Here is a 19,856-nt window from a genome sequence, read left to right as displayed (position 1 = left end):
GTGTCCCGGGCCTTGAGGCGTCAGCCCTTGCCCGAGCCGATGGTCAGGCCGCTGATGAACTGCCGCTGCAGCGCGAAGTACACCAGCAGGGTGGGCACGGCGGTCATCAGGGCACCGGCGGCGATGAGGTTGGGGTTGGTGAAGTACTGGCCCTGCAGATTGGCCAGGGCGGAGGTGATGGGGCGTTTGTCGCCCGTCTCGATGAGGGCGAGCGGCCAGAAGAAGTCGTTGTAGATCCAGATCGACTCCAGGGTGGCCAGCGCGGCGAAGGCCGGCCGGCACAGCGGCAGGACGATCTGGAAGAACTGCCGCCACACCTGGGCGCCGTCGACGAGGGCGGCCTCGGTGATCTCCCCCGGGATCGTCTTCATGTAGTTGCTCAGCACGAAGGTGCAGAAGCCGCACTGGTAGGCGATGTGGATGGCGATGATGCCCCAGGTCGAGTTGTACAGGAGCAGGGAGTCGCTCATCCACGCCGGCAGCGGGACCAGCAGGTAGAGCCGGTAGAGCGGGGTGATGAGCACCTGCGCGGGCAGCAGGTTGCCCGCGGTGAAGAGCATCAGCAGCGCGATGTTCCAGCGGAAGTCGAAGCGGGAGACGAAGAAGGCGACCGCCGCGGAGAACAGCAGGGTGCCCAGGACGGAGGGGACGGTGATCAGGACCGAGTTCCAGAAGAAGTGCGGCATGCCGGACTGGTTCCAGGCGTCGGTGTAGTTCTGCAGACTGATGCCGCGCGGCCAGGACAGGTAGCCGTGCTTGCTGGTGTCCGCGTAGGGGCGCAGCGAGGTGTAGACGGCCCACAGCAGCGGCAGCAGCCACAGCAGTGCGATCGTGGCGAGCATCAGGTGCCTGCCGGTCTGCCGCGGGGGGTTGGACGCGGCGCCGCCGGGCGGCGGCTCGTGGCGGGGGCGGGCCGGGGTGACGGGCGCGGTGGCGGTCGTGGTCACCGGTCCTCCTTGCGGAAGTTCTGGACGAGGAAGGTCCCGATGGCGGCGAGGGAGACCAGGAGCAGGACGACCGCGAGGGCGGAGCCGTAACCGATGTGGCTGGACTCGCCGATGATGTTGTCGGTGATCAGCAGCGACAGCAGTTCCATGCCGGGCTTGCTGCCGACGCCGCCGCCGAGCACGTAGACGACGTCGAAGGCCCGCAGGGACTCGATGACGGTGACGACCAGGATGATGACGTTGACCGGCTTGAGGGCGGGGAAGACCACCTTCAGGAAGGTCTGGCGGCCGTTGGCGCCGTCGAGGGCGGCGGCCTCCTTCAGGGCCGGGTCGAAGCCCTTCAGCCCGGCCAGGTACAGGATCATGATGTAGCCGGTGTGCCGCCAGGCCGAGGCGACCAGGACGGCCCACAGGTTCAGGTCGGGGTCCCCCAGCCAGTCGATGTGGTGGCCGGGGGACACCGCGCCCACGATGCCGTCCAGCAGGCCCGTGTCGGGGTTGTAGATGATCTCCCAGATGAGGCCGACCACGGCCAGGGAGAGCACCATCGGCAGGAAGATCGCCGTCTGGTAGACCCGGGTGAAGCGGAGCTTCCGGTCGAGCTGATAGGCGAGGAAGATCCCGAACGGGGTGGGCAGCAGCGCCGTGAAGACCATCCAGATGACGTTGTGCCGCACCGCCGGCCAGAACGGCGGGTAGTTGGTGAGGATCTGGTGGTAGTTGTCGACCCCGACCCAGTGGATGTCGGACAGGTGGATGCCGTCCCAGCTGGTGAACGACAGGCCCATGGAGGCCAGTGCGGGCAGCCAGACGAAGACCAGGAGGGCGAGGAGCGGCACGCCGACGACGACCGCGAGGAAGAGCCGGTCACCGCCGCCGAGCCGGCGGGGGCGGCGCCGGGGCGTCCCGGTGTCGGGGGCCTTCGGCCCGGGGGCGGGGGGTGCGGTGGGGGACGCGGAGGGCACGGTGAACCTTCCCGGTCCGGTCAGGAGGTGAAGAAGCGCGAGCGCTGCGACTCGATGCGCTTCAGCAGGGCCGAGCCGTCGTCCGGGTGGCCGAGCCACTGGGTGAGTCCGGGCAGGACGACCGTGGAGATGAAGCCGGGGTCGCTGTCGCGGTCGGCGAACTGGGTGATGTGCTTGGCGGAGGCGATGAGTTCGGCCGACTTCTTCTGCAGCGGGTTGTAGGAGCCCGTGTCGGCCTGGGCGTTGACGGCCACGTTGCTGGGGTCGACGCCCATGTAGAGGCTCTCGGCCTTGGCGCTGCCGAGGAACTCAAGGAGCTGCTTGGCGCCCTTCTCGTTCTTGGGGCGGCGGCTGAGCATGAAGCCGTCCGTGGGCGCCTCGACGGCGTCCTGCCCGTTGGCCGGGTCGATCTCGGGGAAGGGGAAGAAGTCGATGTCGGCGCGGAGCGCCTCGTCGGAGACCTGCTGGCCGAGGAAGAGGCCGATGACCGCCATGCCGGACTTCTTGTCCAGCAGCGACTGGGCCGCGTCCTGCCACGAGCGCCCGCCGGCGCCCTGCTGGTAGTACGGGCTGATCTCGCGCCACAGGTCGAGGGTGGTGGCGGCGCGCTTGTCGGTCCAGGAGACCTCGCCGCGCATCAGCGACATGTGGAACTCGTATCCGTTGGCCCTCAGGTTGAGGTAGTCGAAGGCGCCGAGGATGCTCCAGGCGTCGCCGCCGCCGTAGCCGGAGGCGATCGGGGAGAGGCCGTCCTTCTTCATCCGCTTGGCGAGCGCGGTGAACTCGGACCAGGTGCGGGGGACGGTGTAGCCGCGCTCCTTGAACAGGCTCTTCCGGTAGAAGACGCCCCAGGGGTAGTTGTACAGCGGGACGAAGTAGAACTTGCCGTCCTCGCCACGGGAGAGCTGCTTGGTGGCCTCGCTGAAGCCGCCGCCTATCTTCTCCCACACGTCGTCGAGGGGGGTGGCGAGGCCCTTCTTGGCGAAGTACTGCATGCGGTAGCCGGCGAACCAGGTGAAGACGTCGTCCGGGGTGCCCTGCAGGTAGCTGGAGATGCTCTTCTGGAAGCTGTCGTGGTCGACGGTGTTGGTCTTGACCGTCAGGCCGCTCTCCTTGGCGAAGGCCTTGGTCACCGCGGCGTAGGCGGACTTGGGCGTGGCGTCGGCCCCGTTGGACCCGAAGCTCACCGTCTTGGGGTCGGCCGCCGCTCCCCCGCCGCAGGCGGTGAGGACGGGGGCGGCAAGCGCCGCGGCTCCGAGCCCGAACAGCCCGCCGACCACGGTGCGGCGGCTTGGCTGACGCGCGGTCAGGACGGTGCGGCTCTGCAGCGTCATCGCTACTCCTAGAACGTGTCTGATCTGATGAAGGACTGGATCGCGGTGGCCGCGGCCCCGCGCGCCCACTCCTCGAAGGGCAGCGGCCGGGTCCGCAGGTCGCACTGCCCGGCGGTGCCGAAGGCGGAGGCGGCGAACGCCTCGAGGATCTGGTCGGCGAACAGGTCGTGGGCCACCAGGCCCTCGCCCGAGATGATCACGCGCTCCGGGCCGAAGAGGTTGGCCACCGATCCGATGGCCCGTCCGATCGCCTCTCCGGCCCGCGCGTACACCTCCCTGGCCCCCGGGTCGCCGCCGTGGGCCAGTCGCAATGCCTCGGCGGCGTCGGCCACGGGGGTGCCCGTCGCCTCGCTGACCGCGCGGACGATCGCCGGGTCCGCGGCGATCGCCTCCACACAGCCGCGGTTGCCGCAGTGGCACAGCGGCCCCGCCGGGTCGATGGACAGGTGCCCGATCTCACCGGCGACCCCGTACGCGCCGGAGACCACCCGTCCGTGCACGACGAGACCGCAGCCGATGCCGGCACCGACCGTCACCACGGCGAAGTCGGACAGGCCCACCCCGGCGCCGAACCACTGCTCTGCGACGGTGAGCGCCCTGACGTCGTTGTCGACGGTGACGGGCAGGCCCGTGGTCATCCGCGCCAGCTCGGCCAGCGGGATGTCGCGCCAGTCGAGGAAGGGCGAGTAGCGCACCACGCCACCGGCCCGGTCCACGTCACCGGAGACCGCGATGCCCAGGCCACTGACGGGGACCCCGAAACCGTCCGCCTCCGCGAGCAGTTCGTGTACGAGCGCCGCCGCCGACGCCAGGACGGCCCTGGGGTCGGGGGCGGCCAGCGGCATGTGGCGGGAGGTACGGATCCGGCAGCACAGGTCGGTGAGCACGCCGATGATCTCGTCCCCGGTGATCTTGAGGCCGATGAACAGCGCCCGGCCGCCGTCCACCCGCACGGGGTTGGCCGGTCGCCCCAGGGAGGGACGCGCTTCCTCGTCCACGTCCTCGACGAGGTAGCCGGCCTCGATCAGCGGCCGGACCGCCTTGGTGACCGCGGCCGCCGACAGTCCGGCCCGCTTGGCGATCCCGGTGCGGGTGAGCGGACCGTGGCACAGGACGGTGGTGAAGATCTGGGAGGCGGCCGGGGTGTGGGCCGGGAACGCCTCCCCCGGAGGGATCGAGGGCATGGCCGGGAACCTAGGTGGGTTCTTTTCTGCTGTCAATAAAAGAAGCAAGGATCCTGGGAAGTTGTCCCTGTGAGGGTCTGTCAACTTGCAAACGCCAAATCCTGGTGGGTGTTGACATCTGATCCAAGGTAAGGATTGGCTGCCGCCTGTCTCCCGGCGCCACTGAACGTGAGGACCCATGCCCGTGATCTCCCATGCCCCGGACACCGGGATCTGGCTGCTGAGCACCCCGCGCACGTCGTACGCGCTGCACATCGACGCGACCGGTGCGCCCTGCCACGTCGCCTGGGGCCCGCGGCTGACCCTCGAGGAGGCGGCGGAACTCGCCGTCCCCCCGGGGCCGGACGCGAGCAGCTTCGAGGGCCGGTCCCCCGTGGGCGAGGAGCTCCCCGTCGACGGCGGAGCGCGCTTCGGGCCGCCGTCGCTCCAGGTCCGCTTCGCCGACGGGACCCGGGCCTTCGAGTGGCTGCCGACGGGGCATGACGTGCGGGAGCCGGCGCCTGGTGTGAGCGAGCTGTCGCTTCGGTTCCGCGACCGCGTCCACCCGCTGGAGGTCACCCTCCGCTACCGTGTGCACGACGACAGCGATGTCATCGAGCGGCACACCGTCCTGCGCAACGCGGGCGAGCGGAAACTCACCGTGCTCCGCGCCGATTCCGCGGCCTGGACCCTGCCGCCCCTGCCCGACTACCGGCTCAGCCATGTCACCGGCCAGTGGTCGGCGGAGAGCCAACTGCGGCGGGAACGGCTGCCGTACGGCGAGACCGTGCTGACCAGCCGCCGCGGCATCACCAGCCACCACGCCAACCCCTGGGTGATGCTCGACGCGGGCGACGCCACCGAGACCCACGGCCGGGTGTGGAGCGCCGCGCTCGCCTGGAGCGGCAGTTGGCGGATCACCGCGCAGCGCACTCCCGACGGGCGGGCCGGCTTCACCGGTGGCGCCGGGCACGACGGGACGAGCGTGCCGCTCGCCCCGGGCGAGGAGTTCACCACTCCGGGCTTCGCCGCCGTGTGCACCGACGGGGGCTTCGGTGCCGCCAGCCGCGCCTGGCACGCCCACACCCTGGCCCATGTCCTGCCGCACCCGCGGGAGATCGCGCCGGTGCTCTACAACTCCTGGGAGGCCACCGGCTTCGACGTCGACGAGCCCGGCCAGATGGCGCTCGCCGCCCGTGCCGCCGCGCTCGGCGTGGAGCTCTACGTCGTCGACGACGGGTGGTTCGGGGCACGGCGCGACGACCGTGCCGGACTCGGCGACTGGACCCCGGCCGCCGACCGCTTCCCCGCAGGGCTCGGCCCCCTCGCCGACGAGGTGCACCGGCTCGGGATGCGCTTCGGCCTCTGGGTCGAGCCGGAGATGGTCAACCCCGACAGCCACCTGTACCGCGAGCACCCGGACTGGGTGCTGCACGTCCCGCACCGCGCCAGGACCGAGTTGCGCAACCAGCTGGTCCTCAACTTCGCGCGGCAGGACGTCGCCGACTGGGCGTACGGCTGGCTCACCCGGCTCGTCGCCGCCAACGGTGTCGACTTCCTCAAGTGGGACATGAACCGCGCCTTCAGCGAGGCAGGCTGGCCCGGCCGTGACGACGGGGCCGACCGGCTGTGGACGGGCTATGTGCACAACCTCTACGGGGTGATCGACCGGCTCCGCGCCGACCACCCGCGGCTGCGGATCGAGTCCTGCAGCGGCGGCGGGGGCCGGGTGGACCTCGGCATCCTCTCCCGTACCGACCAGGCGTGGCCCTCGGACAACACCGACGCCGCCGACCGCGTGGCGATCCAGCACGGCTACGGCCAGGTCTACCCCGCTCGCACCATGGCCGCCTGGGTGACCGACGTGCCGAACCAGCTGACGCACCGCACGGTGCCGCTGCGCTTCCGCTTCCACGTCGCGATGGCGGGGCTGCTCGGCATCGGCGGTGACCTCACCCGCTGGTCCGAGGAGGAACTGGCCGAAGGCGCCGGGCTGGTGGCCCAGTACAAGCGGGTCCGCCACCTCGTCCAGCACGGCGAGCTGCACCGGCTGCGCGGTCCCGCGGACGAGGGCCCCACCGTGGTGGAGTACGCCGCGCACGACGGGAGCGAGGCGCTGCTGCTCGCCTGGCAGCGCGTCCAGCGGCACGGCGGCCCGCGGGGACCGGTGCGGCTGGGCGGCCTCACACCCGGGGCCCGCTACCGGGACACGCGCACCGGGAACGTGCACCACGCCGCCGTGCTCGGCGGCTACGGGCTCGCGCTCGATCTGCCGTCCGGGGACTGGGCCAGCACGGCGGTGCACCTGGTCCGCGTCGCGGAGCGGGACGGCGCGTGACCACCCGGCCTGGCCGTGCCGCGCCACGCGCATGTGGGCAACTGCGCAAACCCGCAGCTGCCGGAGCTTGTCCCGCGTGACGTGGCACCGTCAAGGTGAGCTCCGTCCGCCCGTCCGTCCCGAAGTCCCGTCGGCGCTCTGCACGTTCCTCTCCCGATCATCGAAGGGCGTTGCATGTCCCACCGCTTCAGACGAGCGCGTTTGACGGCGCTCGCCGCCCTGTTGTCCACGATCGCCGCGCCTTCCGTCGCCCACGCCGCGGATCCGGACGCCCCGGCGTCCCGGTCCGCGGCCCACGGGGCCCCCGCGGCCCACTCCCTCACCCTCGCCGACGGCTCGGTGCTGCGCTGGTCCGACGACGGGTCGGGCACCCTGACCCGCAAGGACGGCACCATCCGGGCCTTCCCCGTCGCCGTTACCAAGGGCCGCAGCGCGTTCGGCGGCTCCCTGACCCCGTCCGCGGAGATCCTCCAGCGCCGGGCCGACGCCGCCGCGTTGACGCCGTACGCCGTGGGCGCGTCGACGGGCGCCCGCTCCGCGGTACGCCCCCGGACCATGAACTCCGGTGCCGTCCCGCTCCCGAAGGCGGTCCGCGAGGCCATCGACGGCCTCGGCGACCGCAGCGCGGCCCGCACCGTCGTCCCCTCCACCGCCGCCGAGGACCTGCCCGCCAACGAGGGGCTCACGACGTCCTTCCAGTCCTACCTCAACGCGGGCGGCGTCAACGCCGTGGGTGCTTTCCGGGACACCGCCCGGTACCTCGACGCGCTGCCCGGTCAGGGCCAGGTCGTCACCAACGTGTCGCTCGGCGACCTCACCGACCAGGGCATGGCCGACGCGGGCGACGATTACGTGCGCCTCAACGGCCCCACCACGGTGCTCCGTGACGGCAAGCGCTACCTGGACTTCCCCTCCCTGCCGCTCATACCGACCTACACCAGCGACAACAACGGCCGCCTCGACCCGGCCGGCGCCATCGAGGGACAGGACCCCAACCTCGCCGAGGTGCTGCTCGACTTCTCCATGATGGCCCCGCTGCCGCACGACCGGCAGCGCCCGGAGGCCACCGGGAGCGGCGCCACCGACCTTCTGGGCATCGCGCCCGGCGCGCAGTACCGCCTCGTCGTCCCCGAGGAGCCCTCGGCCACGGGCATCGCGGCCGCGCTGCGGGCCGCGGCCGCCCAGAAGCCCCGGCCGGACGTCATCACGGCGAGCCTCGGCTTCGGCACGGACGGCTCGATCGGCTTCCCCTCGCGGTGGCTGGAGGACGACCCGGAGATCCGGGACACCCTGCGCTCCATCGTGGACTCGGGAATCGTGGTGGTCGTGTCGTCCAACGACGGCACCCGCCTGGGCCTGCCGGTGTCCGTCGGTCCCGACGGCGGCAGCACCCCGACCGACGTGACGTCGCGCCCCGGTTCACAGACCTCCATCGACGACGTCGCCCCCACCACCACGCCCACCCTGGTCCGTGACACCGGGGTGATCGCGGCCGGGGGCACCACCGTCGACGACACCCTCAGCTCGGACGACGTACGGACCGCCGTCTACCCGACGACCCGCTACAACGGGTCCGCCGGCTACTCCTCGGGGTTCGGCAGCCGGATCGACCTGGCCGCACCGGGCGACAACCTGCCCTCGCTGATCCACACTCCGGACGGACCCGGCGTGGTGCTCAACGGCGGCACCTCGGCCTCGGCCCCGATGATCGCCGCCGCGGCGGCCAACGTCCTGGCGGCCGCCGAGGCGACCGGGCAGAAGCTCAGCCCGCGGGAGGTCAGGAAGCTGCTGGTGGACACCGGCCGCCCGATCGCCCAGCCGCCGCAGGCCGACCGGGAACTGCGGATGGGGCCACAGCTGGACATGACCGCGGCGGTGGAGAAGGTGCTCGCCAGGCGCCATTCCCTCACCTCGGCGGCGGTGCGGCTCTCCGTCGCCGAGCGCCAGCTGCTGTCGGTGAGCCCGACGACCTCCTTCGTCGAGGCCACCGATCCCTCCGCCATCGACCTGGCGGGCCCGGCGGACGCCTGGGGCAACCCGTCGGGGCAGAACGCGGTCTCGCCCATCACGTTCGGCCTCGACCTCACCGGGGGACACCGGAAGCTGACATACCGTCTGCGCGTCGGCGACCACGGCACGATCCCGTCCGCCGGTCCCAGCCTGCGGGTCCTGCCGCGGGAGCTGCTGGCCGCCGCCGGACTGCCCTTCGCCTCCGACGAACCGCGCACCGTGCAGGTGACCTTCGAGGCGCTCTCCGGGGGCAAGGTGGTGGCCTCGGCCGGTCGGCGGCTGACCCTCGGCGCGGCCGACGGCACCTATGTGCAGCCGAAGGCCCCGACCGCTCCGGGCTCGTCCCCGCTGGGCAAGCCCGTCACCGTGCACTACGACCTCACCGGCCTGCGGGACGCGACCGCTCCCGAGCTGGTGCTCTCCTCGGTCGGTCACTGGACGCCCTTCACCACCAGCGACAAGTGGCGTGCCCAGTGGCGCACCCCGCTCACCGGCACCAAGGGCACGGTGACCATCCCCGCCTCCGCCTTCGAGCCGGGTGGCGCCGGCCTGTACGGCATCGGCGTCACGCTCTACGACGGCCAGGTCTTCGGGGAATTCCGCGCACTGCGCGTCGGGCCGGGCGCCGACCAGCGGCCGCAGGCACCGCTGCTGGGGCAGGGGAAGTCCGCCACGGCCCACACCCTTGAGCTGTCCCGGCCGGAGCCTAGGCTGACGGTCTCCTGGGACGCCTCCTCGGTGCGGCACGCCGACGGCGCGGCCATCGAGTTCCTCACCCCGGCGCCCACCCTGTACGGGGCGCTCAACACCGCCACCAACCAGAACGGCAGCGGCCGCGACGACAACGGCGTCGACCACGCCTCCACCCTCTTCCGGCCCCTGCCGTCGGTGAAGGGACGGACGGTGCTCGACCTCAGGGCCCTCGGCCTCCCCACCGGTCTGCAGTACCCGGTCCGGATCCTGCCCACCCGCGCCGGCAAGCCGATCGGGCAGGCCTCGCCCACGTCGTTCGTGCAGTACCTGGACGGCGACACGGTCTCCGGCACCCTGGAGAACTTCGAGGTCAGCGACGGCAAGGCGCTGATCGCCACCGACGACTTCGCCGAGGGCGACGACGGCTGGATCCACCTGGAGGGCTCGGCCACCACCACGTACTCGCTCTCCGAGGGCACCCTCGGCACCACGGTGTCCCACGAGACCGGGAACTCGATGATGCAGATGGTGCTGGGGGCCGACCCCGGCTCGGGGCACACCCTCGTCGCCCACCGGCCGTTCGACGGCGGCGTGCTCCCCGAGGTCGACCTGCGCGACACCGCGACCGGTGAACGCGTCAGGCTCAGCGCGCTCGACCCGGGCACCGGCTCGACGTCACTCTACTTCCAGGGCGGGATCGTCGACCCGGCCCGCCACCGGGCGGCCGTGACGACCTTCGACGGGGTCTCGGGAGTGGCCTCGCTGTGGACCGTCGACATGTCCACCGGCGAGGTCTCCGCGCCGATCCCGCTCAACCCCGACAACCCGGGGCGCACCTTCAACAGCGTCTCCGTCGACACCTCGACCGGCACCTTCTTCGCCGCCACCGGCGGCACCATGGGGCCCTGCCTGTCCGGGCGCGTTCCCTACTGGGCCGTTTCGGTCGACCCCACCACCGCCACGGTGTCGCCGCTGACCACCATGCCGGCCTGCACCGCCGGGCTGCTGCCCGACGGCAAGGGCGACCGGGTGTAGGTCACGGCGGGACCCGCCACCCCGAGCTACACCACCGGTGAGTTCCCCACCAGCACCTGGCGCTCGGCCGACCAGAAGTCCCTGGCCACCTCCGCGCCGGCCGACCTGGGCACCCGGGGCGTCATGTGGCCGGTGCTCGACACCCGCAACCACGTCGCCCTCGTCGCCCACCTCTACGAGGAGGCCACCACCGGCGACAACAACGCCCTCAGTGAGATCACCGTCCTCGACCCCGGCACCGGCGAGGTGCTCGCCCGGCACCCCGTCGCCAACCTCGTCAACTCCACGCTCAGCACGTCCAACTTCGACTTCACCAGCCGACGCGGCCTGTTCGTCGACCCCGCCACACGCACGGTCTACCTGGTGAACCCCTGGGCCAACGGGCTTCAGCGATTCACCTACTGACCGGGGACCGCGGGGCCGGGTCCGCCACCGACGCGTGGCGGGTCCGGCCTCCCGCCGTGCGGCCCCGCATGTGCTAGGTTCTTCGCGTTGCAGTTTTGGTACCCATGAACTTCTTGTGCACCTGCCGGGATGTAACCGTCAGGTGCATTTTTTGTTTTCCGGTCCTTCCGGAGGGGTCATTGCGGCGACGGAAGTCCGCAAAGTGCGGCCTTCGTGTACTGCTCCCAAAGGAGATTCCCATGGCGACCGGCACCGTGAAGTGGTTCAACTCGGAAAAGGGCTTCGGTTTCATCGAGCAGGACGGCGGCGGCGCCGACGTCTTCGCCCACTACTCCAACATCGCCACCCAGGGCTTCCGTGAGCTCCAGGAGGGCCAGAAGGTGAGCTTCGACGTCACGCAGGGCCAGAAGGGCCCGCAGGCCGAGAACATCCTCCCCCTCTGACCCACCGGGGATGTAAGGGGCCGGCACCTCACGGGGTGCCGGCCCCTCCTCGTTGAGGGACCCCGGGCGCCGGGCCTACCGGGCGAGGGCCGCGGTGACGGCGGCCAGGTGGCGGTCCACCGGGCCCGCGGTGAGCAGACCGCTCCCGGCGCCCGCGAGTTCGCCGGCGGCGGGCAGCAGGCGGGCCCGCAGTGACCCCAGGAGGTCACGGTCGCCGAGTTCGACGGCGAGCACGCACTGCAGGCAGCACAGCGCCTCGTAGAGCAGATCGGGCGGCGGCTCGGGCAGGGCCCGGAGGACCGCCAGGGCCTCGGCGCGGCGGTCGTCACGCAGCAGGAGGAAGGGTTCGGCCCACGGCCGGTACGGCCCCCAGTCCGCGGCCGGATCCACGCGTTCGGCGATCCGTGTCGCCGGGAGGGTGCCGTCGGCCAGGTCGAGGCAGAGCAGCGCGAGCGGCAGCAAACCACGTTCGACACCCGGCATCCCGGCGCCCTCCAGCCGTGCGGCGGCGGCCCGGTAGGCGGCCTCGGCCCGTGGCCCGCCCCCGGAGGCGGCCGTGCGCAGCGCCCGGTACCACTGCGTGAACACGCCCGCCAGGGGCAGTTCGTGTCGCTCGGCCAGCACGTCGACCGCCGCGGCGTGCTCGTCCGCCCAGGCGAAGTCGGCGAGCGCGCCGCGGGCCTGGAGGCGGATCAGGTGCCCGAGGACCTCGTACGTCGTCAGGCCGTGCCGCCGGGCCAGCGCCACCAGTTCCGCGCCGACCGTGTCCCGCCGCGGCGCGAGGCCCGCCCGGGTGCACGTCTGCATGAACACCCCGTTGAGCGCGAACGCCAGGAGCGCCGGGTCGTCGAGCCGGCGGGCCGCCTCCTCGGCCTGCCGCGCCGCCATCGGTCCGCGCGGGGAGCGGATGCCCCGCGACTCCACCGCGACCGTGGCCAGCAGGCGGCAGCGCACGGCCTCGTGCGCGGCGTCTGCGGGCAGGGCGGCCAGCGTGCGCTCGGCGGCGGCGACGATGCGGCGGGCCTGCTCCGGGTCGTCGCTGCGGGTCCAGATCGCGGGTACGTCGTAGGCGCCGATCACCCGGGCCGTCAGCTCCGGGTCGCCGGACTCCTCCGCCGCGGCCACGGCCGCCAGGCGGTGCTCCCGGGTGGCCGCCAGGCCGCCGCCCCCGGTCAGCGCGAGATTGCGCAGGAGGCCGACCGTCGACTCCAGGCGGGCACGGGCCCCGGCAGCCACCGTGCGGTCGTACGCCTCGGCCGCCCGGGCCCACACCCGTGCGGCCGTGTCAACCGGCCCGGCGGGCGCGGGCGACGGCGGGTCCAGGAGCGGGTCCTGGGCGAGCATGTCCGCCTCCAGGCGGCGCAGCGCAGATCCCGGGTCGAGGCCCAGCCCCCGGGCCAGCATCGTCCGGGCCCGGCGCAGCACGGCGAGCGCGTCCCCCTGGCGGCCCGAGCGGTACAGCGCGAGCGCCAGCAGCCGCCAGGCGTCCTCCCGCCACGGGTGCTCGGTCAGGTGCGCGTCCAGGTCGGGCACCGCCTCGGCGGCCATGCCGAGGTCCAGCCGTGCCTCGGCACGCCGCTCCACCGCCCGCAGTCGCAGTTCGGCGAGTCGGGAACGCTCGCCGCGGGCCCACTCCCGGTCGGCGTACTCCCCGTACGAGGGGCCGCGCCACAGTTCCAGCGCCACTTCGAGCCGCGTCAGCGCCGCCGCGGGCGGCAGTGCCGCGGCGGCGTCGATGGCGGCCTCGAACCGCCAGGCGTCCACGGATTCCGGATCCGCCCGCAGCGCGTACCCGGTGCCCGCGGTGACCAGCAACCGGGCGGGGGCGCGCGGCGGCCGCTCCGGTTCCAGCACCCGGCGCAGCGCGCCGACGAAGGTCTGCACGGACCCCACAGCACCGGCCGGCGGCTCGTCCCACAGGTCCGCCACCAGGCGGTTCACGGGTACGACGCGGCGGCGCGCCGCGACCAGCCGCGCCAGCACCTCCCGGTGCCGCGGGCCCTTGAGCGCGAGCGCGCGGCCGTCGCCGTCCCAGGCGGCGACCGGCCCGAGCACACCGAACGCGACCCGCACGCTGCCCACCTCTCCGGCCGTCCTCCCCGCTGCCACGCTACGCGCTGACCGGATGCTGATTCGCGGGCGGGAGGCTCGGAGCGTCCGCCGCCGGCGGGCACATCACTCCCTCACCGCGGAACGAGAGCAACGCACCATGACACCGGTCATCCCCGGCTTCACCTACCACCGCGTCCCCGTCGCCGACGAGGTCGCCCTCAATGTCGCCGTCGGCGGCTCGGGCAGCCCCGTCGTGCTGCTGCACGGCTTCCCGCAGACTCATCTCATGTGGCGCCACGTCGCCGCCGACCTGGCCGCCGACCACACCGTGATCTGCCCCGACCTGCGGGGTTACGGTGCCAGTGACAAACCGGCGGCCGTGGGGCCCGCCACGTACGCCAAGCGCACCATGGCCGCGGACGTCGTCGCGCTGGCCCGCGCGCTCGGCCATGACCGCTTCGCGCTCGCCGGCCACGACCGCGGCGCCCTGGTCGCCTTCCGGGCCGGGCTCGACCATCCCGACGCGGTCAGCCGGCTGGCCTGTCTCGACGTCCTGCCGACCCTCGACATGTGGGACGTCCTGCACGGCGCCGACGCGGCCGTCGCCTTCCACCTGTACCTGATGGCCCAGCCCCCGGGGCTGCCCGAGCAGATGATCGCCGCTGCTCCGGACGCGTTCTTCGGGCACTTCCTCGACGCGTGGAACCGCTTTCCGGGTGCCGTCCCGCCCGAGGTGCGCGCCGCGTACCTGGACGCGTGCCGCGCGGCCGTCCCCTCGATCGTGGCCGACTACCGCGCCTCGGCGACGATCGACGCCGACCACGACCGCGCCGACCGGGCCGCGGGCCGGCGGCTCCGGATGCCGGTCGCGGTCCTCCAGCAGGACTGGGGCGCCGCCCTCGGCTACGACGCCCGCGCCGTCTGGGAGGCCTGGGCCCCCGGCCTGACGCACACCACGGTCGGCTGCGGCCACTTCATGGCGGAGGAGGACCCGGAGCTCGTCGCGACGGCACTGCGCGCGCTCGTCGCCTCCTGAGCCCTCGCTCCGCACGTGCCCGGGGGCCGGGGGCGGGAAGAACTCCGAGGCGAATTACGTTACAAAAACTCATCGTAACGGAACTTGCTGGACCCCAGTGAGGAGCACCGGATGTCCGTCACCTCAGCCCTCGGGACCGGCTCGCCGCCGCGCATCGCGACCGCCGAGCACTGGTTCGACTTCATCTGCCCCTACTGCTACGTCGCCCAGGACCGCACGCGGATCCTGCGCGAGCACGGGATCCACGTGGTCGGGCACGCGCTGTGGATCCACCCCCGGATCGGCCCCGGCGGCATCCCGGCCGGTCCGCGGACCGGCCCCGGTTACTCGTTCCTGGCCCGGAGGCCGAGGCCGCGGGCCTGCCGCTGCGGTGGCCGGACCGCATCGGCCACTCGCGCCCGGCCCTGGCGGCCCACGAGTGGCTCGCCGCGACCGATCCGGAGGCCGCCGACCGCCGCCGTCTTCGCGGCCTACTTCGCCGACGGCCTCGACATCGAGTCCGAGGACCTGCTGGTCTCCCTCGCCGGGAAGGCCGGCGGCAACGCGGACGGACTGCGCGCCGCATGGCGTTCCTCGGCGATGACCGACGCGCTGGCCGCGTCGAGGTCGCTCGCCTCGCGGTACGGCGTCCGCGGCACACCCACCTGGGTCTCCGGGCGGCAAGGCATCGCCGGCCTGCGACCCCGGGAGTGGTTCCGGGACTGGGCCGCGGCGCTGACCCCATGAACCGCCGGGGCGGGCGCGACGACGTCGTGCCCGCCCCGGCGTGCCCTACTTCAGCAGCGCTTCCATGTGGGCCGCGGCCTCGCGGGCGGCCTCGTCGGGGGTGCGCCCCTGCTCGCGGGCGAACAGGTAGGCGGCGTACCAGTCCCACCAGTGGTGCTCCGGTGCGGCCGCCTCGTACGCGCCGTGGTGCTCCTCGGCCTCGTGCAGGAGCCCGGCCAGGGTCGGGACGTCCATGGCGGCACCTCCTCGTTCATGGGCCCGGAATCCCACCGTCCGCGAGGACGGCGGGATTCCGCAACCCGGGGATGACTAGCGCATCGGGCGGAAGCCCGTACGGACCTCGCTCACGAACAGCTCCGGCTGCTCCCAGGCGGCGAAGTGACCGCCCTTGGGGAGCCGGTTGTAGTGGACGAGGTTCGGGTAGGCATGCTCCGCCCAGCTCCTGGGAGCCTGGTAGAGCTCGTCGGGGAAGACGCTCACGGCGACGGGGAGCTTGACGCCCTTCGCGCCGAAGAACGGCGTCGTGTTCTCCCCGTACAGACGCGCCGCGGAGATCGCGGTGTTCGTCAGCCAGAACAGCGTGATGTTGTCCAGGACGTCGTCGCGGGTCAGGCCCTCGCTCACGCCGTTGAAGGAGCGGGTGATCAGCTCCAGGCTGGCCTTGTCGTGGTCGAGCATGAAGGCCGCCAGGCCCACCGGGGAGTCCGCCAGGGCCGTCAGCGACTGCGGGCGGGAGCCCATGATGTAGGCGTAGTACACGTGCCGGTAGACGAAGTCGAGCTGCTCGACCGCGGCCTTCTCCTCGTCGTTGGCGAGGACGACGTCCGACGGCAGCGGGTTGCCGGCCACGATCGCCTCCTCGATGGCGGGCGGGATCACCTTCGGCATGTTGGTGTGGATGCCGACCAGGCCCTCGGGCTCCTGCACGCCCATGAGGTCCGTGACGACCGCACCCCAGTCGCCGCCCTGCGCGACGTACTTGGTGTAGCCCAGGCGCTTCATCAGCTCGCCCCAGGCGGCGGCTATGCGCTCCGGGCCCCAGCCCTTGGCGGTGGGCTTGCCGGAGAAGCCGTAGCCCGGCATCGAGGGGATCACCAGGTGGAAGGCGTCGGAGGCGTCACCGCCGTGCGCCGTCGGGTCGGTGAGCGGCTCGACGATCTTCAGCTGCTCGACGATCGAGCCCGGCCAGCCGTGCGTCACGATCACCGGCAGCGCGTCCTCGTGCTTCGAGCGCACGTGGATGAAGTGGATGTCCAGCCCGTCGATCTCGGTGATGAAGTGCGGCAGGGCCTTCAGCCTCGCCTCGACCTTGCGCCAGTCGTACTCCTTGGCCCAGTACCGGGCGAGCTCCTTGATCGTGGCGAGCTGGGTGCCCTGCGACTGGTCACCGACGGTCTCCTTCTCGGGGAAGCGCGTCGCCTCGATGCGTGCGCGCAGGTCCGCGAGGTCCGCATCGGAGAACTCGAACGTGAACGGACGGATCTCCGGGTTCTGCGGAGTGAAGGACATCTAAGTCTCCTCGTCATATGCGGCGACCCTGCGTCGCCGGCTCACCCAAAATCGCCTGAAAGGGGCGGGCATCGCCCCAGGGAAAACCCCGGGGATCGCCCGGGCTCCACCCCGGGGCCGCACCCCTGGGCAGGGCGCGGCCCGGGGGTGGACGACACCCCGAAAGCCACCCAAATCGCATGAATGAACTAAAATGACCGGGTCAGGCTGGAGATCAGGAAGATCGACCCATGGGTGTGCCCGCCATCGACGCACGGCTCGGGCTGCGGGGCCGGGAGCGGGAGCTGGCCGCGCTGGAACGCGTGCTCGCCACGGCACGGGCGGGCAGCAGCGCGGTGCTGGTCGTCCGCGGAGAGCCGGGCATCGGCAAGACCGCCCTCCTGCAGAACGCGGCCGCCCGGGCCACCGGCTTCTGCACCGCGGCCATCGCGGGCGTCGAGGCGGAGATGGAGCTGCCGTTCGCCAGCCTCCACCAGTTGTGCGCTCCCCTGCTGGACCGGCTCGACGGACTGCCCGGACCGCAGCGGGACGCCCTGTCCGTCGCGTTCGGGCTGCGGGAGGGCCCGGCCCCGAACCGGTTCCTGGTGGGCCTGGCGGCACTGAGCCTGCTGGCGGGCGCCGCGGAGCGGCAGCCGCTGGCGTGCTTCGTCGACGACGCGCAGTGGCTCGACGCCGGATCCCGGCAGGTGCTGGCCTTCGTCGCCAGGCGGTTGATGGCCGAACCGGTGGCCCTGGTCCTGGCCGTACGTGAGCCCGACGACGATCCGGGGCTGGCCGGACTCCCCGCGCTGACCGTGGAGGGCCTCAGCGAACCCGACGCGCGCGCCCTGCTGGACTTCGCGGTCCGCGTACCGCTCGACCCGCTGGTGCGGGACCGGATCGTCGCCGAGGCCCACGGCAACCCGATGGTCCTGCTGCACCTGCCGAGCACGCTCAGCGCGTCCGAGCTGGCGGGCGGTTTCTGGCTCCCCGGCAGGCGTCCGGCGGCGGGTCACGTGGAGCGGGCCTTCCACCAGCGGTTCCTGTCGCTGCCGCGGGACAGCCGCCGGCTGCTGCTGACCGCCGCGGCGGAGCCCACCGGCGACGTGGAACTGCTGTGGCGGGCGGCCGCCGCGCAGGGGATAGCCGCGGAGGCCGCGGGGCCGGCGGAGGCTGCGGAGCTGGTCGAGTTCGGCGCCACGGTGCGCTTCCCCCACCCCCTGGCACGTTCGGCCGTCTACCAGCGGACACCGGCGCCGGAGCGCCGGGCGGCACACCACGCGCTGGCGGAGGCCACCGATCCCGGTCTGGATCCCGATCGCCGGGCATGGCACCGGGCCCACGCCGCCGCGCGGCCCGACGAGAGCGTCGCCTCCGATCTGGAACGTTCGGCGTGCCGGGCGCAGGGCCGGGGCGGGGCGGCCGCCGCCGCGGCGTTCCTGCGTCAGGCGGCCGATCTGACCCCCGATCCCGCCCGCCGGGCCGGCCGTGCGGTGGCCGCCGCCCAGGCAGCCATCGACGCCGGTGGAGTGGACCGGGCCCGCGCCCTGCTGGCGACCGCCGAGTCCTGCCCGCTCGACGGACTCCAGCGGGCCCGGCTGGAACGGCTGCGGGCCCGCCTGGAGTTCTTGCAGGTACGCGGGAGCGTCGCGCCCCGGCTGCTGCTCGACGCGGCGCACCGGATGGCACCGCTCGACACCGCCCTGGCCCGGGAGACCCTGCTGGAGGCGGTCGGCGCGGCGATCTTCGCGGGCGGCCTCAGCGATGGGCCGGGGCTGCGCGAGGTCGCGGAAGAGGCCCGCAGGGCGCCCGCGCCCCCGGTCCCGCGGACCCTCGACGTACTCCTGGACAGCGTGGCGGCCCTCGTCCTCGACGGTTACGCGGCGAGCGTGGACACCCTCAGGGACGCGCTCGGCCGGGTCCGCCGGGAACTGCGTTCCGGCGCCGTCCGCGCGGACGACTCCCGGATGTGGCTCTGGCTGGCCTGCCCCGTGACGCCCGAACCCCTCGCGCTGGAGCTGTGGGACGACGACGCGTGGCACGAACTTGCGTCCGGCGCGGTGTGCGTCGCCCGCGCGGGCGGTGCGCTCGCCGTCCTGCCGATGGCGCTCAGCTACCAGGCCTGCTTCCACGTGCACGCCGGGGAGTTCGGCACCGCGCAGGCCCTGATCGATGAGGCGACCGCGATCTCGGAGGCGACCGGCAGCGCGCCGATGATGTACACCCCCATGCTGCTCGCCGCCTGGCGGGGGCAGGAGTCCCGCGCCCTGGAGCTGATCGAGCACCACATCAGGGAGGTGGGCGAGCGTGGCGAGGGGCGCGCACTCAGCCTCGCCGAGTGCTCGACCGCCGTGCTCTACAACGGCCTGGGCCGCTACGACGCCGCGCTGGAGGCGGCGGAGCGCGCGTGCCGCTACGAGGACCTGGGCTTCCTCGGCTGGACGCTGTTCGAACTGATCGAGGCGGCCGCCCGCGGCGGCCGGCCCGAGGCGGCCGCCACCGCGCTGGACCGGCTCACCGAACGCACCCGCGCCAGCGGCACGGAGTGGGCGCGGGGCATGGATGCCTGTGCCCGCGCGCTGCTGTGCGAGGACGACCACGCCGCCGACGCGTTCTACCGGGAGGCGATCGAGCACCTCGGCCGCTGCCGCATCGCCGTCCACCTGGCCCGCGCCCGCCTGCTGTACGGCGAGTGGCTGCGGCGCCGGAACCGCCGCCAGGAGGCCCGTACCCAACTGCGCGCCGCCCACGAGGTGTTCAGCCGGCTCAAGGCGGACGGGTTCGCCGGGCGCGCCTACCGTGAGCTGCTGGCGACCGGGGAGACGGTACGCAAGCGGACGCCCGACACGGCGGACCGCCTGACCGGCCAGGAGGCCCAGATCGCGGCCCTGGCCGTGGAGGGGCGGACCAACTCCGAGATCGCCGCCCAGCTGTTCATCAGTCCGCGCACGGTGGAATGGCACCTCGGCAACGTCTTCACCAAGCTCGGGATCTCCGGGCGCCGGCAGCTGCGCACGGCGCTGTCCCCCGGAGGCACGACGACCCGGCGCGTCTGAGGCCCGGGCAAGAGCCCGGAACCGAGGGGCGCCGTCCGCCTCGCAGGCGCGCGGCGGCGTGCCGACTGCCCTCGCTCAGGACAGGGGGCGCGGCTCTCGCGGTCGACGGCGAAGGCGTCGCGCGCCCACCCGGAGGATGCGCTCCCGGCTCCTGAGCTCGTGGGC

Annotated in this window: 14 protein-coding genes; 7 read left to right on the top strand and 7 right to left on the bottom strand. The window is 73.0% G+C overall.

Features of this window, described 5'->3' with window-relative positions; translation table 11 throughout:
- Positions 1 to 20: 20 nt before the first annotated feature.
- The 4 genes from AC3EUJ_RS17470 to AC3EUJ_RS17455 are packed head-to-tail and all read right to left on the bottom strand — an operon-like array spanning position 21 to position 4,430.
- The gene (locus AC3EUJ_RS17470) at positions 21 to 947 is read right to left on the bottom strand and encodes a carbohydrate ABC transporter permease (RefSeq protein WP_431962243.1); all 927 of its coding nucleotides are present in this window, start codon (positions 945 to 947) and stop codon (positions 21 to 23) included.
- The gene (locus AC3EUJ_RS17465) at positions 944 to 1,912 is read right to left on the bottom strand and encodes a carbohydrate ABC transporter permease (protein WP_431962241.1); all 969 of its coding nucleotides are present in this window, start codon (positions 1,910 to 1,912) and stop codon (positions 944 to 946) included. The genes AC3EUJ_RS17470 and AC3EUJ_RS17465 overlap by 4 nt, the downstream gene beginning before the upstream one ends.
- Before the next feature lie 20 nt (positions 1,913 to 1,932).
- The gene (locus tag AC3EUJ_RS17460; protein ID WP_431962239.1) at positions 1,933 to 3,246 is read right to left on the bottom strand and encodes an ABC transporter substrate-binding protein; all 1,314 of its coding nucleotides are present in this window, start codon (positions 3,244 to 3,246) and stop codon (positions 1,933 to 1,935) included.
- Between the two features lie 8 nt (positions 3,247 to 3,254).
- On the bottom strand, positions 3,255 to 4,430 hold the full coding sequence (locus tag AC3EUJ_RS17455) for an ROK family transcriptional regulator (protein ID WP_431962237.1): 1,176 nt from the start codon (positions 4,428 to 4,430) through the stop codon (positions 3,255 to 3,257).
- A gap of 178 nt (positions 4,431 to 4,608) precedes the next feature.
- Here AC3EUJ_RS17455 and AC3EUJ_RS17450 point away from each other — a divergent pair, with 178 nt between their 5' ends.
- From AC3EUJ_RS17450 to AC3EUJ_RS17435, 4 genes are all read left to right on the top strand, one after another.
- Complete coding sequence (locus AC3EUJ_RS17450) at positions 4,609 to 6,747, top strand: alpha-galactosidase (protein WP_431962235.1); 2,139 nt, start codon at positions 4,609 to 4,611, stop codon at positions 6,745 to 6,747.
- Between the two features lie 201 nt (positions 6,748 to 6,948).
- Positions 6,949 to 10,485 (top strand): S8 family serine peptidase, encoded by a 3,537-nt coding sequence (locus tag AC3EUJ_RS17445; protein ID WP_431962233.1) that lies wholly within the window; start codon positions 6,949 to 6,951, stop codon positions 10,483 to 10,485.
- Between the two features lie 123 nt (positions 10,486 to 10,608).
- The gene (locus AC3EUJ_RS17440; RefSeq protein ID WP_488180963.1) at positions 10,609 to 10,890 is read left to right on the top strand and encodes a hypothetical protein; all 282 of its coding nucleotides are present in this window, start codon (positions 10,609 to 10,611) and stop codon (positions 10,888 to 10,890) included.
- A gap of 239 nt (positions 10,891 to 11,129) precedes the next feature.
- Complete coding sequence (locus AC3EUJ_RS17435) at positions 11,130 to 11,333, top strand: cold-shock protein (RefSeq protein WP_431962229.1); 204 nt, start codon at positions 11,130 to 11,132, stop codon at positions 11,331 to 11,333.
- A gap of 75 nt (positions 11,334 to 11,408) precedes the next feature.
- On the opposite strand, the gene AC3EUJ_RS17430 is transcribed toward AC3EUJ_RS17435, so the two are convergent.
- Positions 11,409 to 13,406: an AfsR/SARP family transcriptional regulator gene (locus AC3EUJ_RS17430; RefSeq protein WP_431962227.1), complete on the bottom strand. Its 1,998-nt coding sequence runs from the start codon at positions 13,404 to 13,406 to the stop codon at positions 11,409 to 11,411.
- Positions 13,407 to 13,542: 136 nt separating this feature from the next.
- On the opposite strand from AC3EUJ_RS17430, the gene AC3EUJ_RS17425 reads away from it, so the two are divergent.
- Positions 13,543 to 14,421 (top strand): alpha/beta fold hydrolase, encoded by an 879-nt coding sequence (locus AC3EUJ_RS17425; RefSeq protein WP_431962225.1) that lies wholly within the window; start codon positions 13,543 to 13,545, stop codon positions 14,419 to 14,421.
- A 111-nt stretch (positions 14,422 to 14,532) separates the two neighbouring features.
- On the top strand, positions 14,533 to 15,147 hold the full coding sequence (locus tag AC3EUJ_RS17420; protein ID WP_431962223.1) for a DsbA family oxidoreductase: 615 nt from the start codon (positions 14,533 to 14,535) through the stop codon (positions 15,145 to 15,147).
- A 45-nt stretch (positions 15,148 to 15,192) separates the two neighbouring features.
- On the opposite strand, the gene AC3EUJ_RS17415 is transcribed toward AC3EUJ_RS17420, so the two are convergent.
- Both AC3EUJ_RS17415 and AC3EUJ_RS17410 read right to left on the bottom strand, forming a co-directional pair.
- Positions 15,193 to 15,381, bottom strand: a complete 189-nt coding sequence (locus tag AC3EUJ_RS17415; protein ID WP_431962221.1) for a bleomycin resistance protein — start codon at positions 15,379 to 15,381, stop codon at positions 15,193 to 15,195.
- Between the two features lie 75 nt (positions 15,382 to 15,456).
- Positions 15,457 to 16,656 carry an epoxide hydrolase family protein gene (locus tag AC3EUJ_RS17410; protein WP_431962219.1) on the bottom strand — a complete coding sequence of 400 codons (1,200 nt, stop codon included), beginning with the start codon at positions 16,654 to 16,656 and terminating at the stop codon, positions 15,457 to 15,459.
- Between the two features lie 230 nt (positions 16,657 to 16,886).
- Between AC3EUJ_RS17410 and AC3EUJ_RS17405 the strand changes: the two genes are divergently transcribed.
- Complete coding sequence (locus tag AC3EUJ_RS17405) at positions 16,887 to 19,691, top strand: helix-turn-helix transcriptional regulator (RefSeq protein ID WP_431962217.1); 2,805 nt, start codon at positions 16,887 to 16,889, stop codon at positions 19,689 to 19,691.
- The last annotated feature ends 165 nt before the right edge of the window (positions 19,692 to 19,856 follow it).

It is taken from the genome of Actinacidiphila sp. bgisy160, assembly GCF_057707815.1.
The sequence above is the reverse complement of the archived record's forward strand: the minus strand, read 5'-3'. Positions and strand labels throughout refer to the sequence as shown.

Excerpts from the sequence above, each read along its gene's own strand:
- AC3EUJ_RS17460 (WP_431962239.1), bottom strand. The coding sequence starts at position 3,246 with ATGACGCTGCAGAGCCGCACCGTCCTGACCGCGCGTCAGCCAAGCCGC.
- AC3EUJ_RS17455 (WP_431962237.1), bottom strand. The coding sequence starts at position 4,430 with ATGCCCTCGATCCCTCCGGGGGAGGCGTTCCCGGCCCACACCCCGGCC.
- AC3EUJ_RS17450 (WP_431962235.1), top strand. The coding sequence starts at position 4,609 with ATGCCCGTGATCTCCCATGCCCCGGACACCGGGATCTGGCTGCTGAGC.
- AC3EUJ_RS17440 (WP_488180963.1), top strand. The coding sequence starts at position 10,609 with ATGTGGCCGGTGCTCGACACCCGCAACCACGTCGCCCTCGTCGCCCAC.
- AC3EUJ_RS17435 (WP_431962229.1), top strand. The coding sequence starts at position 11,130 with ATGGCGACCGGCACCGTGAAGTGGTTCAACTCGGAAAAGGGCTTCGGT.
- AC3EUJ_RS17425 (WP_431962225.1), top strand. The coding sequence starts at position 13,543 with ATGACACCGGTCATCCCCGGCTTCACCTACCACCGCGTCCCCGTCGCC.
- AC3EUJ_RS17420 (WP_431962223.1), top strand. The coding sequence starts at position 14,533 with ATGTCCGTCACCTCAGCCCTCGGGACCGGCTCGCCGCCGCGCATCGCG.
- AC3EUJ_RS17415 (WP_431962221.1), bottom strand. The coding sequence starts at position 15,381 with ATGGACGTCCCGACCCTGGCCGGGCTCCTGCACGAGGCCGAGGAGCAC.
- AC3EUJ_RS17410 (WP_431962219.1), bottom strand. The coding sequence starts at position 16,656 with ATGTCCTTCACTCCGCAGAACCCGGAGATCCGTCCGTTCACGTTCGAG.
- AC3EUJ_RS17405 (WP_431962217.1), top strand. The coding sequence starts at position 16,887 with ATGGGTGTGCCCGCCATCGACGCACGGCTCGGGCTGCGGGGCCGGGAG.